We start from the raw sequence: 13,910 nt of genomic DNA on the forward strand, positions 1-13,910 counted from the left end.
TGCCCTTCGTCTCTATCTTTTTCATACTCTGTCATGTCGGCTAATAACGATAATCGTCGCAATTTTGTGCGCTTTTCCCTGGAACAGGGAGTGCTGCGCTTTGGGGAATTCAAGGTCAAGTCTGGCCGTTTGAGCCCTTACTTCTTCAATGCCGGCCTGTTCAATACGGGACGTAGTGTGGGTCAGCTGGCCCGTTTCTATGCTCAGGCTTTGCTGGATTCGGGCGTGTCTTTTGACATGCTGTTTGGTCCTGCCTACAAAGGGATTCCTCTGGCTGCAGCAACCTCAATTGCCTTGGCCGAGCACCCACAAATCGGTGAGCGTGATGTGCCTTTTGCTTTCAACCGCAAGGAAGCCAAAGACCACGGCGAAGGCGGCACCCTGGTGGGCGCTCCTTTGCAAGGCAAGGTCGTGATTATTGATGACGTGATCACAGCGGGTACGTCCGTGCGTGAATCCATGCAGATCATCAAGGCCGCCGGTGCAGAACCTGCCGCGGTGCTGATTGCTCTGGATCGCATGGAGCGCGCCGGTAATGATCAGGAACTGTCCGCGCATTCTGCTGTGCAGGAAGTGGAACAGACTTATGGTATTCCTGTGATCAGCATTGCCTCTTTGGCTGACATCATGGCGGTGCTGGCGGACGATACCACCTTGGCGGCTCATGCTCCTCAAGTGAAAGCCTACCGCGACCGCTACGGTGTCTGATCATCTGCGTTTGTTAAGCAGAGTTCAGCAGTAAAAAAAACACCAGGCCAAGGCCTGGTGTTTTTGTATCCGCTAAGCGCAGAGTCCGGACTTAGGCGTCCAGCTTTTGCTTGAGCATTTCGTTGATCTGCTGCGGATTGGCCTTGCCCTTGGCAACCTTCATCACCTGACCGACCAAGGCGTTGAAGGCCTTTGGCTTGCCGGCACGGTGCTGCTCGACGATGCTGGGGTTGGCGGCCAGTACTTCGTCCACCATGGCCTCAATGGCACCTACGTCATTGATCTGCTTCAGGCCACGGGCGTCGATAATGGCGTCCACATCGCCATTGAGTTCGCCATCCCACTGTGCCGCAAACACGTCACGGGCAATCTTGTTGGAGATGGTGCCGTCCGCAATACGGGCAATCAGCTGAGCCAATTGTGCTGGGCTGACTTTGGACTGCTCAATGTTCAGCTCTTCACGGTTCAAGGCAGCCGACAGTTCGCCCAGAATCCAGTTGGCGGCCAGCTTGGCCTCTTGTTCAGTTTGAGTGGTTGCTGCGACCGTTTGCTCGAAGAAGTCGGCTGTAGCACGGTTGACCGTTAGTTGATGAACGTCGTAGTCACTGAGCCCAAACGTTAATTTAAAACGGACTTGCTTTGACTTCGGCAGTTCAGGCATGTCCTGACGGACCTGTTCGATCCACTCTTCACTGATAAACAGAGGTGGCAGGTCAGGATCGGGGAAGTAGCGGTAATCGTGTGCGTCTTCCTTGCTGCGCATGCTGCGGGTCTCATCACGGTCCGAGTCGTACAGGCGCGTTTCCTGGATGACTTTGCCACCGTCTTCGATCAGCTCGATCTGGCGGCGTGCTTCGTATTGAATGGCACGTTCCAGGAAGCGGAAGGAGTTGATGTTCTTCAGTTCGCAACGGGTGCCAAATTCTTTCTGGCCTTTGGGGCGTACCGACACGTTGGCGTCCACGCGGAACGAGCCTTCCTGCATATTGCCGTCGCAAATGCCCAACCAAACCACCAGGCTGTGCAAGGCACGGGCGTAGCCCACGGCTTCAGCGGCCGAGCGCATTTCAGGTTCGGACACGATTTCCAGCAGCGGAGTGCCTGCGCGGTTCAAGTCGATCCCGGTGCTGGACTCGCCGTAGGGACCACGGAAGTTTTCATGCAGGGATTTACCGGCATCCTCTTCCAGGTGCGCGCGTGTCAGATTGATGGTTTTTTCTTCACCGTCCAGCATGAAGCTGACCGTACCGCCGCTGACGACAGGAATTTCCATCTGGCTGATCTGGTAGTTCTTGGGCAGATCCGGGTAGAAGTAGTTCTTGCGCTCGAACACGGAGCGCGGCGCAATGTGGCCGCCTACGGCCAGACCCAGGCGAATTGCCCGTTCGGCAGCGCCACGGTTAAAGACAGGCAGAGCGCCGGGCAAGGCCATATCGACTTCGTTGGCTTGCGTGTTGGGCAAGGCGCCAAAGCGAGTGCTGCTGCTGGAGAAGATTTTGGATTCGGTCGAGAGCTGGGTATGAGTTTCCAGCCCGATCACAATTTCCCATTCCATTATTGTTGTCCTGGTTGACGTTGATGCCAGTCGGTGACTTGCTGGAAGCGGTCGGCAAAGGCCAGCAACTGGCCTTCACGGAAGTAGTTGCCAATGATTTGCAGGCCGATAGGCAGGGGGCGCTCATCCTTGCTGAATCCGCAAGGAATGGACATGGCGGGCAGGCCGGCCAGGCTCACGCCCAGTGTGTAGACGTCGCCCAGCCAATCGGTGGTGGGATCCTCGATGGTGGCACCCAGCTTGCGGCCCAGAGCCGGTGTGACGGGGCCCAGGATCAGGTCGCACTGTTCAAAGACTTTCTGGAAGTCGTCCACAATCATGCGGCGCACGCGTTGGGCTTGCAGATAGTAGGCGTCGTAGTAGCCATGCGAGAGCACATAAGTGCCGACCAGGATGCGGCGTACCACTTCAGGGCCAAAGCCTTCCGAGCGCGAGCGCGAAATCATGCTGTTCAGATCGGTGTACTGGCTGGCGCGGTGGCCAAAGCGTACGCCGTCAAAGCGCGACAGGTTGGTGGAGGCCTCAGCGGGGCTGATGACGTAGTAAGTCGGGACAGACAGCTCTGTCAGGGGCAGTTGCACGGTGACGCGCTCTGCACCCAGGCTTTCGTAGGTTTTCAGGGCGGCTTCAATGGCGTCGGCAACGACCGGATCCAGGCCGGGGCCAAAGAACTGGGCGGGCACACCAATACGCAGGCCTTTCAGTGGCTGGCTGCCTTGGGCTTCTTGTTGAGCCTGTTGCTGTTCAAATTGCTGACGAATGCGCGCGCCGTTATTGGGCTGGTCGTCGCAAAACTCCAGGCTGGTGGCGTCTTGCGGGTCGAAACCACACATGTTCTCCAGCAAGTCCAGCAAGTCGCGTGCATTGCGAGCGATAGGGCCGGCCTGATCCAGGCTGGAGCCGTAGGCAATAATGCCGAAGCGGGAAATCGTGCCGTAGGTGGGCTTGATGCCGCTGACACCACACAGGGCGGCAGGCTGGCGAATCGAACCACCGGTATCGGTTGCAGTCGCACCCGCTACCAGGCCAGCAGCGACAGCGGCGGCAGAACCACCCGAGGAGCCACCGGGCACCATGGAGTGATCCCAAGGGTTGCGCACGGGGCCAAACACCGAGCTTTCGTTGCGCGAGCCCATGGCGAACTCGTCACAGTTCAGCTTGCCCAGCGAGACAGCACCGGCTGCCTGCAGCTTGGTCACGACCGTGGCGTCAAAGGGGCTGACGTAGCCTTCCAGCATTTTGCTGCAGGCGGTGGTCTGCCAATCCTTGGTGACAAACAAATCTTTGTGGGCGATAGGGATGCCGGTCAGTGGACCGGCCTTGCCTTGAGCAATCAGGGCGTCAGCGGCATCGGCCTGGGCCAGGGTCAGGGCAGCGTCCTGCTGCACGAAGGCATTGAGCTCTTTTTGACGGGCGCTGTTGTCCAGGGCTTGCTGGGCCAGCTCGCGGGCACTGACGGTTTTGTTTTGCAGAGCTTGGCGCAGCGCTGCAATAGTCGCGAATTCAGGGGTAAAAGACATGGTTTTGCTTTATTCGATGACCGTGGGCACCAGAAACAGGCCATCCTGCTCGGCGGGGGCGTTGCGCATCATGGCCTGGCGGCTTTCTACCGTTCCGGAAGGCAGGGCCTTGTCCTCGCGCAGACGCAGACTGATCTGCTGGCGGGCGGACAAAGGGTGGGCCATGGGCTCAACGCCTTGAGTATCAACGGTTTGCAAGGTCTGGATCAGGCCCAGGATGCGCGTCAAATCGTGCTCGACCTGGGAGGCTTGTTCAGCAGAAAGATCAAGGCGCGCCAGTTGCGCTATACGGGCAACATCCTGTTCAGTGATAGACATGTGGGTGGGTACTGGAAAATGAGTAATAAAAAAAAGCGGAAATCCGTCAGTTAGGGACAGTTTGGCACTTTTACAGCAAATGCGGGGGTTACAGAACTTAACTGACCATTAAAACAGTCCTAATGTAGAGCAATTATAAGTTATCATTGACCGTTTCCTTCCCAGGTATTTTTGAATTCGTTGCCTGGTTCTTGTGCCTGTCGTTTTACGCTTGAGTTCCGCGCCGAATTTACCTGCCTTTTCCCCAAACACTTTACACTTTGCGCGCCCATGTTCGGATTCCTACGCAGTTACTTTTCCAGCGATATGGCAATCGACCTCGGTACGGCCAATACCCTTATCTATGTACGCGGCAAGGGTATCGTACTGGATGAACCGTCCGTTGTAGCCATCCGCCATGAAGGTGGACCTAATGGTAAAAAAATCATTCAGGCCGTTGGGCAGGAGGCCAAGCAAATGCTGGGTCGGGTGCCTGGCAATATTGAAGCCATCCGGCCCATGAAGGATGGTGTGATCGCGGACTTTACGGTTACCGAGCAAATGCTCAAGCAGTTCATCCGCATGGTTCACCCACGCAGCATGTTTGCTCCCAGCCCACGCATTATCGTGTGTGTGCCTTGCGGCTCCACCCAGGTGGAACGCCGTGCCATCAAAGAATCTGCTCTGGGCGCTGGCGCCAGCAAGGTCTACCTGATTGAAGAGCCCATGGCGGCCGCGATCGGTGCAGGCCTGGCCGTGTCCGATGCCAGCGGCTCCATGGTGGTGGATATCGGTGGTGGTACAACCGAAGTGGCAGTGATCTCTTTAGGCGGTATGGTCTATAAAGGATCGGTTCGCGTCGGTGGCGACAAGTTTGACGAAGCCATTATTAATTACATCCGTCGCAATTACGGAATGCTAATTGGTGAACCTACGGCTGAATTGATCAAAAAAGAGATCGGTTCCGCATTCCCTGGCACTGAAATTCGCGAGATTGAAGTCAAGGGTCGTAATTTGTCCGAAGGGGTGCCACGCAGTTTCACGGTGTCGTCCAACGAGATTCTGGAATCGCTTACCGATCCCTTGAATCAAATCGTTTCCGCGGTTAAAACCGCTCTGGAACAAACTCCTCCAGAACTGGGTGCGGACATCACTGACAAGGGTATCGTCCTGACAGGTGGTGGTGCTCTGGTTCATGACCTGGACCGTCTGCTGCAAGAAGAGACCGGCTTGCCCGTCGTGGTGGCTGAAGATCCTCTGACCTGCGTGGTACGGGGTTGCGGTGAGGCTCTGGAACATCTGGAGCGTCTGGAGTCCGTATTCATTTACGATTGATCTTTGCTTGGCCTTCACGGCAGTGTCTGCCTGTGGGGGCAAGCGATCGAGTGCTTGAGTAATGCGAGAACAAGGCTCCATCCGGCTATTTAGGCGCGGCTCATCAGCTGAGCTGCGTCTGGCCGCTCTTTTGGTGCTGGCTGTGGGCTTGTTGATTACTGACGCTCGTTATGCTGTGCTCGAACCCGTGCGGCAGGCCGTGGCCACTGTGCTGTATCCCTTTCAGCGTGTCATGCTGGCCCCTCGTGATCTGGTTACTTATTTCAGCAGCTGGACCGACGCGGCCTCCACCGCCCGTTCCGAAAAAGAAGCCTTGCAACGCCAGCGTATCGAGCTGGCTCAGTTGTCTACCCATGCCGCCCAGCTGTCTGCTGAGAACGAGCAGCTGCGCCGTTTGCTGCAAGTGGCCGATACGGTTACCCAACCGTCTGTCGCGGTAGAGGTTCTGTACGAACCGCCTAATGGGTACGCCCGTCACCTGATCTTCAATAAAGGCTCGGCCAGCGGCATTCGACCCGGCATGCCGGTTATTGACGAAGGCGGCGTGGTTGGCCAGGTGGTGCGCGTCACGCGCTTTACCTCGGAAGCTGCGCTGATCACGGACGATAAAGTCTCGGTGCCGGTACAGGTGTTGCGCAATGGTCTGCGTTTGATTGCCTTCGGTGGCAACCCCGGTGGCAAAGTGGAAGTGCGTTTTCTGACGGCTGATGTGGATCTGGAGCCGAACGATACCTTGATCACCAGCGGTATCGGTGGCTTGTTCCCTGCCGGTCTGCCGGTGGGCATGGTCAGCAGTATCGAGCGCGATGATGCGTCCGGTTTTGCGCTGGCCTTGGTGACGCCTTTGTCGCACCCCGAGCGTTACCGCCATTTTCTGATTTTGCTGGTGCCCGAGAGCGAGCGCCCTCTTGAACAGGACGATGCCAATGATGCGACGCGCTGAGTCCTCGGACACCTCTGGCCGTAAAACCCGGTCCTCATCCTTGAGTAGTTTGCAGCCTATTGATAGCAGCCCGTTTTCGCGCGCTTCCAGTCCCTGGTTGGTGTGGGGCTCGATTCTGCTGATGTGGCTGGTTTCCATGCTGCCCTGGCGCCTGCTGCCCTTTGCGCCCGATCTGTTGATGCTGGTGCTGGCCTTCTGGGCTGTACACGAGCCGCGCCGTGTTCCCATGTCGCTGGCATTTATTGTGGGCATTCTGGTGGATGTGCACGATGGCAGTCTGCTGGGCGAACATGCCCTGGCCTATATTCTGGTCGTGTACGGCGCATTGCTGCTACGCAAGCGTATCCTGAACTTTGGCATGTGGACTCACTTCTTGCACATGGCAGTTGTCATGCTGCTGGCCCAGTTGATTGTGCGGGTTCTGCACGCTTGGCTGGTAGGGGAGTGGTCTGGCTGGGAGTGGGCCGGAGGCGCCTTGTTGACCGCCGCCCTGTGGCCGCTGGCCGATAGCGTGCTGTTCTTGCCGCAGCGACGTCTGGACGAGTCCGACTCCGGTTCGTCCTGACGGGTAGGGCGGCCATGTTTGAATTCAAAAAAACTTCGCATCAGTTGCGCCAGCGCATCCTGTTTCGCGCTTTGGTAGCGGCCGTTCTGGCCTGCGTACTGTTAGGGGTGCTGGGCGTGCGCTTGTGGTATTTGCAAGTGGTGCGCTACGAAGGCTTTGCCGCCCGAGCCGATCAAAACCGTATTGCTGTTATCCCGATTACCCCTCGTCGAGGCGAGATTCTGGACCGCAATGGCGAGGTGCTGGCCCGTAATTACCGGGACTACACCTTGTCGGCCGTACCCGCCAGTCTGGGCGAGCCGGTAGACGATATGCTGGATCGTGTCGGCGAGCTGGTGGAGCTAAGTCCACGTGATCGTCGTCGATTCAAGCAGAACGTCGCGCAAAACAGTCGATATTCTGAAATTCTGTTGCGCAATAACCTGAGCGATGATGAAGCCGCCTGGTTTGCTGCCCATGCTTTCAAGTTCCCGGGGGTGACCTTGCAGGCTCGCTGGGTGCGCGAATATCCGCAAGGCGAGGCGGCGGCGCACGTGCTGGGTTATGTGGGCCGTATTTCCGAGGGCGATCAGCAGCGCCTGGAAGAAACCGGGCAAACCGGTAATTACCGTGGCACGCAGGTCATTGGCAAAAAAGGGATCGAGAAAACCTGGGAAAAGACCCTGCACGGTCGCACAGGGATCGAGGAAGTGGAAGTGGCTGCTTCGGGCCGTCCAGTACGTACCTTGAGCCGGGTCGACCCCGTACCGGGTGCCAGCTTGCGTTTATCGCTGGACATTGGCCTGCAGAAAATGGCTGAAGCCCTGTTTGCAGGACGACGCGGTGCGCTGGTGGCGATCGAGCCCAGCACTGGCGAAGTGCTAGCTTTTGTGTCGGCCCCGTCTTTCGACCCGAACCTGTTTATTGACGGTATTGACGTAGAGAACTGGCGCAAGCTGAATGACTCGCCCGACCACCCGCTGATTAACCGCCCACTGTACGGCACCTATCCTATCGGCTCGACTTACAAGCCCTTTGTGGCCTTGGCGGCTCTGGAAACTGGCAAGCGCAAGGCAACAGACCGTATTTCTGACCCTGGTTACTTTGAGTTCGGAGGACAGCGTTTCCGTAACGCGGGTGGCGCTGTGTATGGCTCTACCGACATGCACCGCGCCCTGGTGGTGTCTTCGGATACTTACTTCTACTCTTTAGGCCCGGAAATTGGCGTTGATAATCTGCACGATTTCATGAAGCAGTTTGGCTTTGGTCAGCAAACCGGCATTGATCTGGATGGCGAGCGCCAAGGCATTCTGCCCTCTACCGAATGGAAACGTCAGGCCTACAAAAAACCGGCCCAACAGCGCTGGTATGCAGGGGAAAGCATCTCGGTGGCCGTGGGCCAGGGCTATAACTCGTTTACTGTGCTGCAACTGGCCCATGCGACTGCCGTGTTGGCCAGCAATGGCATTGTGCGGCCTCCGCATCTGGTCACCCAGACACTCAGCCCCCATGATCCGGAAATTGAACAGCCCGTGCGTATAGATGCCAAGCTGATCCCCCTGAAGCAGGCCAATGTGGATGTGGTCAAACGTGCTCTGGTGGATGTGGTGCGTTTGGGCACCGCCCGCCGGGCTTTTGCGGGTGCGGCGTATCAGGCCGCTGGCAAAACGGGTACGGCACAGGTCTTTAGCTTGCGCGGTGCCAAGTACAACGCCAACACCATTGATGAGCGTTTGCGCGACCACGCCTTGTTCATGTCCTACGCCCCGGCAGAGAACCCCAAAATTGCTGTTGCCCTGATCGTGGAAAACGCAGGTTGGGGTGGTTCGGTTGCGGCACCGATTGTGCGCAAGGTCTTTGATTACTGGTTGGTGGAACGAGGGCAGATGCAATGAAGCGACTTTTGCAACTGGGCCTGAGAGCCGTCACCGCCTTTGATTGGCCTTTGCTGCTTTTGCTGGTGCTGATGGCTGCGCTGGGCATGACCGTCATGCATTCCGCTGTGGGCGGTACAGACTGGCGCTTTGCCGATCAGGTGCGTAATTTCCTGTTGGCCTTTAGTGTGATGTGGCTGGCCGCCCTGATTCCGCCTGCCTTGTGGATGAAGCTGGCTCCGGTGGTGTATTCGATCGGGGTCGTGTTGCTTTTGGGGGTGGAGTTCTTTGGCGAAACCAGCAAGGGCGCAACGCGCTGGCTGGACCTGGGGGTGGCACGTATTCAGCCCTCGGAAATGCTCAAAATTTCCGTGCCCTTGATGTTGGCCTGGTATTTCCACCGCTATCAGCGGCCCAAGATGAGCTTGCTGGACTTCATGGTGGCAGGCATCTTGCTGATGATTCCGTTCCTGCTGATCGTGCGTCAGCCGGATTTGGGTACGGCTTTGCTGGTGTTTGCGGCCGGTTTCTGCGTGATTTACTTTGCAGGCCTGTCCTTCAAGCTGATCGTGCCCATTGTGGTGGTGCTGGTGCTGGGCATTAGCGCCTTGCTGTACTACGAAGACTATATCTGCGTACCTGACCTGGATTGGGTGGTGTTGCACGACTATCAAAAGCACCGTGTCTGCACCTTGCTGAACCCCGGTAGTGACCGTTTGGGCAGAGGGTTCCATACCATCCAGTCCATGATTGCGATCGGTTCTGGTGGTGTTTACGGCAAGGGCTACATGATGGGCACCCAGTCCCATCTGGATTTCGTGCCCGAGCGCACAACCGACTTTATTTTTGCAGTGTTTGCCGAAGAATTCGGTTTGTACGGCGGCATCATGCTGCTGGTGCTGTACGCCTTGTTGATCCTGCGCGGTTTGTCGATTGCTGCTGTGGCTCACACCCAATTCAGCCGTCTGCTGGCCGGTTCCATGTCCATGATGCTGTTCGTTTATGTGTTCGTGAACATAGGCATGGTGACGGGAATTCTGCCCGTGGTGGGCGTGCCTTTGCCGTTCCTGAGCTATGGCGGTACGGCCTTGATGACCTTGGGTGTCGCCTGCGGGATGCTGATGAGCATCAGCAACGATAAGCCAGCGCGGCCTGCATAGGCGCCGCTCCCCCCGGATTAGGCCGGGGATCTTGGCATCAGCTTAGCAGTAACTGTTCACTATCCTTGCTCTGGTACAAACCCAGCAGCAGCTTGCGTATGGGCGCAGGTAAAGCGGTCTGCTCCAGTGCTTCATGATCCTGCCATTGCTGGCCTGCCACTGGCTCGGCCAGTACAGATTCATCGACTTGCAGTAACCAAGGGGTGATGTGCAGCTTGAAGTGCGAGAACACATGCTGGAAAGAGGCCAGCGCAATAGCCTCCTTGTTAGACCAATGCAGTGCCGCCGTTTGCAGGCTGATGGCATCGTCAAACTGGGGCAGGGTGAGCAGACCACCCCAAATTCCCTTGTCAGGACGTTGTTCCAGCAAAACCTGGCCATTCAGTTCCAGAATCAGCACATGTGCATAGCGCTCATCCTGACGAATGCGTTCTTTGGGGCTGGGTAGCTCGGACTGTGCCTGATGCGTGTGGGCGTAGCAGTCGCTTTGCAGCGGACAGAGACTACAGGTGGGCTTGCTGCGGGTACAGCATTGCGAGCCCAGGTCCATCAGCCCTTGAGTGTAGGCCGCCATATCCAGGCTGGCGGGGGCAAGTTCCACGACCTCATCTGCCTTGGCCCACAAGGTGTTTTCCACGGCCTTTTTCTGCGTGGGCCCATAGATCCCGAAGTAGCGTGTGAACACGCGTTTCACGTTGCCGTCCATGATGGGGCTGCGTTCGCCAAAACAGAAGGCGGCGATGGCACAGGCGGTAGAGCGGCCAATGCCGGGTAAGGTCGCCAGATCTGTGGCATTAGCCGGAAAACGGCCGCCCCATGTCTCCATGACCTCGCGGGCACAGCGGTGCAAGTTACGGGCGCGGGCGTAGTAGCCCAACCCGGCCCAATAGGGCATGACTTCATCTTGCTCGGCCTCGGCCAAATCCTTGACGGTGGGGAAGCGTTCCAGAAAACGCTCGTAATAACCCAGTACGGTAGCGACCTGGGTTTGCTGCAACATGATTTCGGAAAGCCAGACGCGGTAAGGATCTTGCGTGTTCTGCCAAGGGAGGTGGTGGCGGCCGGAGGTTTTTTGCCAGGCCACCACTTTTTCGGCCAGATCTTGGGGACAGGGTTCAGGAAGTGACATCAATATTGGGTACTACGGGTAACAGACCAGCGTGCTGCCAGGGCGCCCAAAATGGCGACCAAAATAGCCGCTGTCAGCAACAGAGAAAATTCCGGCAGCCGGAGCGTCAACTGGACGCCATAGCTTTGGGCCAGACTGGATAAAGCTTTGTTCAGCGGGGTCAGTGCCAGCAAGGCCAGACCGCATGCCAGAGCGCTGGCCGTCAGGCCAGTTAGCGCGCCCATATACAGGAAGGGGCGGCGTACAAAGGCTTCGGTGGCGCCGACCAGACGGGCCACGGCAATTTCTTCACGTTGGTTCAGGGCTTGCAGACGGACGGTATTGAACACAGTGGCAATCACGACTACGCCCACGCCTGCCATCAGAATCCATAAGCCAATACGGATGAAGCTCAGAATCGCAGCCAGACGCTGCACCCATTCGCTATCCAGCAGCACACTATCCACGCCTTCGCGGCCTTGCAAGGTCTTGGCCAGGGAGTCGGCACGCGTCACCAAGTCCGGGGTTTCATGCAGAGTCAGCACAATGGCGTGTGGCAAGGGGTTGCTGGGCAAAGCGCCCAAGGCGTCTGTCCAACTGGGATTACTCTGCAATTGTTTAAGCGCCTGCTCCTTGCTGACCAGCCTGATCTGGGCCAGTTCAGTTTGAAACTCTTTGCCCACAGCCTGACTGAAGGCTTGCGCCTGTTCCAGCGTGCTGTTCTGCTTCATGAACACGGTCATTTCGGGCGAGGTCGGAATCTCGCGCACGACAGGTTGAGCGGCCAGCAAGATACTGGCTCCCAGAACGGGTACAGCCAGGGTCAAGGCAATGACCAGCAGGTTGGACAGGGAGGAGAAGGGTTGCACTTTCAGGCGGCGCAGGGCCACCAGAAAGGCGTATTGATGATGACGCAGCCAGGTTCTCATGCCAGCACTCCTGGGTGATCGGAAAAACGGCCGTCCTGAATCAGCAGGGTTCGACGTGCATAGCGTGCCATCAAATTCAGATCGTGCGAAGCAATTAAGGTGGTGACACCCACCCGGTTAAAGTCCATCAATACATCCATGATGCGTTTGGCGTTATCAGCGTCCAAATTGGCAGTGGGTTCGTCGGCAATCAAAATAGCCGGGCGATTCACAATAGCGCGGGCAATCGCCAGCCGTTGTTGTTCACCCCCCGACATTTCCACCGGCTTTAAATCTTCTTTGCCACGCAGGCCCACTTTTTCCATGGCGGCGCGGGCACGTGCCTGTGCCGTGCTGGGCTCCAGACCCATGACGGCCAGGGGCAGGAGTACATTGGCCAGGGCGCTGCGATCTTGCAGCAAGTGCGTATCTTGTAAAACCACGCCTACGGCGCGTCGCAAATACGGTCGTGCGCGGGCCGGCAGCTTGTCCAGCCTGTGTCCATTGACCTGGACAGAACCACGGCTAGGCAGCTCCAGGCCTCCGATCAGACGCAATAAAGTGGATTTACCTGCTCCAGAGGGGCCGGACACAAAAATGAATTCGCCGTCATCAATGCGAAAATTAATGTCGGCTAGAATATTTTTACTGCGGCCATACGATTTAAAAACGTGTTGGAACTCGATCATCGCGACGCACAATTAAAGAGGAATCTGCTTGGAAAGCCCCTGGGGAATGACCGCCGGGGCTCGCATGAAAATGTCGGCGTAGGTAAAAGTATTAGTCAGATTGTTAGAGGGAAACCCCCGATTTGTGTTTGGACAGTCTGGCTCTACGATTGGACACCACAGCTTAGCTGCAATTGTAATCTGCATCCATTTACCAAAAGTAAACAGGAGGTGATATTCCATGACCTTAGTGAAAACCATTGCATGTAGTGTTGCGTTGATGGCCTTGGCCGCTAATGCACAGGCAGGTGAAACCCTGGACTCGGTGAAGAAGAAAGGCTTTGTTCAGTGCGGTGTCTCAACCGGTATTGCAGGATTCTCGCTGGCAGACAGTAAGGGTGTCTGGTCCGGCATTGACGTGGACATGTGCAGTGCGATCGCCGCTGCTGTTTTTGGGGATGCCAAAAAATACAAGGTTACGCCTTTGACCACTCAGCAGCGCTTTACCGCCCTGCAATCGGGTGAAGTCGATGTGCTGACCCGTAATACCACCGCGACGATCTCTCGCGACACAACTTTGGGTTTGGTCAGCACTGGCATTAACTACTATGACAGCCAGGGCGTGATGGTGAAAAAATCCCTGGGCGTGAAAAGCGCTAAAGAGCTGGATGGGGCCGCTGTGTGCGTACAGCCCGGCACCACGACCGAGCTGAACCTGGCGGACTGGTTCCGTGGTCAGGGGATCAAGTTCAACCCTGTGGTGATCAACAACCCTGAAGAAGCCATGCGCTCCTTTACCTCCGGTCGTTGCGACGGCTTTACTAGCGATAAATCCCAGCTGGCAGCCATGCGTGCCGCCCAGGCTACGCCGGATGAGTTCGACATCCTGCCCGAGGATTTCTCCAAAGAGCCGCTGGGCCCATTCGTGCGTCAGGGCGACGAGGACTGGTTCACCCTGGTGCGCTGGACTCTGAACGCCATGCTGGAAGCCGAAGAATATGGCATTACCAGCGCGAACGTGGATGAAAAGACCAAGAGCGATAACCCGAACATTCAGCGCATTCTGGGCGTGTCCGGCGAGCTGGGCAAAGGTCTGAAGCTGGATAACAAGTGGGCCTACAACATAATTAAACAGGTCGGCAACTACGGCGAAAGCTTCGAGCGCAATCTGGGTAAATCGACCGCCTTGAAGCTAGAGCGCGGTTTGAATGCGCAATGGCGTGACGGTGGTGTGATGTACGGCTGGCCAGTGCGTTAAGATTTCGGTCTTCGCTGTTTGTTCTTGCGTCT

Annotated in this window: 13 protein-coding genes; 7 read left to right on the top strand and 6 right to left on the bottom strand. The window is 57.0% G+C overall.

Going from position 1 to position 13,910, the window contains the following annotated elements:
- Window positions 1–33 precede the first annotated feature (33 nt).
- Window positions 34–708: an orotate phosphoribosyltransferase gene (pyrE, locus tag ACFPDR_RS02415; protein WP_009460379.1), complete on the top strand. Its 675-nt coding sequence runs from the start codon at window positions 34–36 to the stop codon at window positions 706–708.
- A 91-nt stretch (window positions 709–799) separates the two neighbouring features.
- Here the strand turns inward: pyrE and gatB are convergent, their stop codons facing one another.
- Genes gatB through gatC form a run of 3 tightly spaced genes read right to left on the bottom strand, consistent with a single transcriptional unit; the run spans window position 800 to window position 4,101 of the window.
- Complete coding sequence (gene gatB, locus ACFPDR_RS02420; RefSeq protein WP_376910432.1) at window positions 800–2,263, bottom strand: Asp-tRNA(Asn)/Glu-tRNA(Gln) amidotransferase subunit GatB; 1,464 nt, start codon at window positions 2,261–2,263, stop codon at window positions 800–802.
- The gene (gene gatA, locus ACFPDR_RS02425; protein WP_035270405.1) at window positions 2,263–3,783 is read right to left on the bottom strand and encodes an Asp-tRNA(Asn)/Glu-tRNA(Gln) amidotransferase subunit GatA; all 1,521 of its coding nucleotides are present in this window, start codon (window positions 3,781–3,783) and stop codon (window positions 2,263–2,265) included. Before gatA ends, gatB begins: the two co-directional genes overlap by 1 nt.
- A 9-nt stretch (window positions 3,784–3,792) precedes the next feature.
- Window positions 3,793–4,101, bottom strand: coding sequence for an Asp-tRNA(Asn)/Glu-tRNA(Gln) amidotransferase subunit GatC (gene gatC / locus ACFPDR_RS02430; protein WP_003801948.1), 309 nt, complete (start codon window positions 4,099–4,101; stop codon window positions 3,793–3,795).
- Window positions 4,102–4,371: 270 nt separating this feature from the next.
- On the opposite strand from gatC, the gene ACFPDR_RS02435 reads away from it, so the two are divergent.
- From ACFPDR_RS02435 to rodA, 5 genes are all read left to right on the top strand, one after another.
- The gene (locus tag ACFPDR_RS02435) at window positions 4,372–5,415 is read left to right on the top strand and encodes a rod shape-determining protein (protein ID WP_003801946.1); all 1,044 of its coding nucleotides are present in this window, start codon (window positions 4,372–4,374) and stop codon (window positions 5,413–5,415) included.
- A gap of 61 nt (window positions 5,416–5,476) precedes the next feature.
- Window positions 5,477–6,358: a rod shape-determining protein MreC gene (gene mreC, locus ACFPDR_RS02440; protein WP_009460381.1), complete on the top strand. Its 882-nt coding sequence runs from the start codon at window positions 5,477–5,479 to the stop codon at window positions 6,356–6,358.
- Window positions 6,342–6,923 (top strand): rod shape-determining protein MreD, encoded by a 582-nt coding sequence (gene mreD, locus ACFPDR_RS02445; RefSeq protein ID WP_080748006.1) that lies wholly within the window; start codon window positions 6,342–6,344, stop codon window positions 6,921–6,923. Before mreC ends, mreD begins: the two co-directional genes overlap by 17 nt.
- 14 nt (window positions 6,924–6,937) lie before the next feature.
- The gene (gene mrdA, locus ACFPDR_RS02450) at window positions 6,938–8,797 is read left to right on the top strand and encodes a penicillin-binding protein 2 (protein ID WP_376910439.1); all 1,860 of its coding nucleotides are present in this window, start codon (window positions 6,938–6,940) and stop codon (window positions 8,795–8,797) included.
- Window positions 8,794–9,936 carry a rod shape-determining protein RodA gene (rodA, locus tag ACFPDR_RS02455; protein WP_009460538.1) on the top strand — a complete coding sequence of 381 codons (1,143 nt, stop codon included), beginning with the start codon at window positions 8,794–8,796 and terminating at the stop codon, window positions 9,934–9,936. Before mrdA ends, rodA begins: the two co-directional genes overlap by 4 nt.
- Before the next feature lie 37 nt (window positions 9,937–9,973).
- Here the strand turns inward: rodA and mutY are convergent, their stop codons facing one another.
- Genes mutY through ACFPDR_RS02470 form a run of 3 tightly spaced genes read right to left on the bottom strand, consistent with a single transcriptional unit; the run spans window position 9,974 to window position 12,641 of the window.
- Complete coding sequence (mutY, locus tag ACFPDR_RS02460; RefSeq protein WP_060186653.1) at window positions 9,974–11,065, bottom strand: A/G-specific adenine glycosylase; 1,092 nt, start codon at window positions 11,063–11,065, stop codon at window positions 9,974–9,976.
- Window positions 11,065–11,973, bottom strand: coding sequence for a cell division protein FtsX (locus ACFPDR_RS02465; RefSeq protein WP_009460542.1), 909 nt, complete (start codon window positions 11,971–11,973; stop codon window positions 11,065–11,067). The genes mutY and ACFPDR_RS02465 overlap by 1 nt, the downstream gene beginning before the upstream one ends.
- Window positions 11,970–12,641, bottom strand: coding sequence for a cell division ATP-binding protein FtsE (locus tag ACFPDR_RS02470; RefSeq protein WP_009460544.1), 672 nt, complete (start codon window positions 12,639–12,641; stop codon window positions 11,970–11,972). The genes ACFPDR_RS02465 and ACFPDR_RS02470 overlap by 4 nt, the downstream gene beginning before the upstream one ends.
- A 220-nt stretch (window positions 12,642–12,861) precedes the next feature.
- On the opposite strand from ACFPDR_RS02470, the gene ACFPDR_RS02475 reads away from it, so the two are divergent.
- Window positions 12,862–13,878: an amino acid ABC transporter substrate-binding protein gene (locus ACFPDR_RS02475; protein WP_035270417.1), complete on the top strand. Its 1,017-nt coding sequence runs from the start codon at window positions 12,862–12,864 to the stop codon at window positions 13,876–13,878.
- Window positions 13,879–13,910 lie beyond the last annotated feature (32 nt).

It is taken from the genome of Alcaligenes sp. GCM10023179, assembly GCF_042653705.1.
In the GTDB taxonomy this organism is placed as follows: Bacteria; Pseudomonadota; Gammaproteobacteria; order Burkholderiales; family Burkholderiaceae_B; genus Alcaligenes; species Alcaligenes phenolicus.

Excerpts from the sequence above, each read along its gene's own strand:
- pyrE (WP_009460379.1), top strand. The coding sequence starts at position 34 with ATGTCGGCTAATAACGATAATCGTCGCAATTTTGTGCGCTTTTCCCTG.
- gatB (WP_376910432.1), bottom strand. The coding sequence starts at position 2,263 with ATGGAATGGGAAATTGTGATCGGGCTGGAAACTCATACCCAGCTCTCG.
- gatA (WP_035270405.1), bottom strand. The coding sequence starts at position 3,783 with ATGTCTTTTACCCCTGAATTCGCGACTATTGCAGCGCTGCGCCAAGCT.
- gatC (WP_003801948.1), bottom strand. The coding sequence starts at position 4,101 with ATGTCTATCACTGAACAGGATGTTGCCCGTATAGCGCAACTGGCGCGC.
- ACFPDR_RS02435 (WP_003801946.1), top strand. The coding sequence starts at position 4,372 with ATGTTCGGATTCCTACGCAGTTACTTTTCCAGCGATATGGCAATCGAC.
- mreC (WP_009460381.1), top strand. The coding sequence starts at position 5,477 with ATGCGAGAACAAGGCTCCATCCGGCTATTTAGGCGCGGCTCATCAGCT.
- mreD (WP_080748006.1), top strand. The coding sequence starts at position 6,342 with ATGATGCGACGCGCTGAGTCCTCGGACACCTCTGGCCGTAAAACCCGG.
- mrdA (WP_376910439.1), top strand. The coding sequence starts at position 6,938 with ATGTTTGAATTCAAAAAAACTTCGCATCAGTTGCGCCAGCGCATCCTG.
- rodA (WP_009460538.1), top strand. The coding sequence starts at position 8,794 with ATGAAGCGACTTTTGCAACTGGGCCTGAGAGCCGTCACCGCCTTTGAT.
- mutY (WP_060186653.1), bottom strand. The coding sequence starts at position 11,065 with ATGTCACTTCCTGAACCCTGTCCCCAAGATCTGGCCGAAAAAGTGGTG.
- ACFPDR_RS02465 (WP_009460542.1), bottom strand. The coding sequence starts at position 11,973 with ATGAGAACCTGGCTGCGTCATCATCAATACGCCTTTCTGGTGGCCCTG.
- ACFPDR_RS02470 (WP_009460544.1), bottom strand. The coding sequence starts at position 12,641 with ATGATCGAGTTCCAACACGTTTTTAAATCGTATGGCCGCAGTAAAAAT.
- ACFPDR_RS02475 (WP_035270417.1), top strand. The coding sequence starts at position 12,862 with ATGACCTTAGTGAAAACCATTGCATGTAGTGTTGCGTTGATGGCCTTG.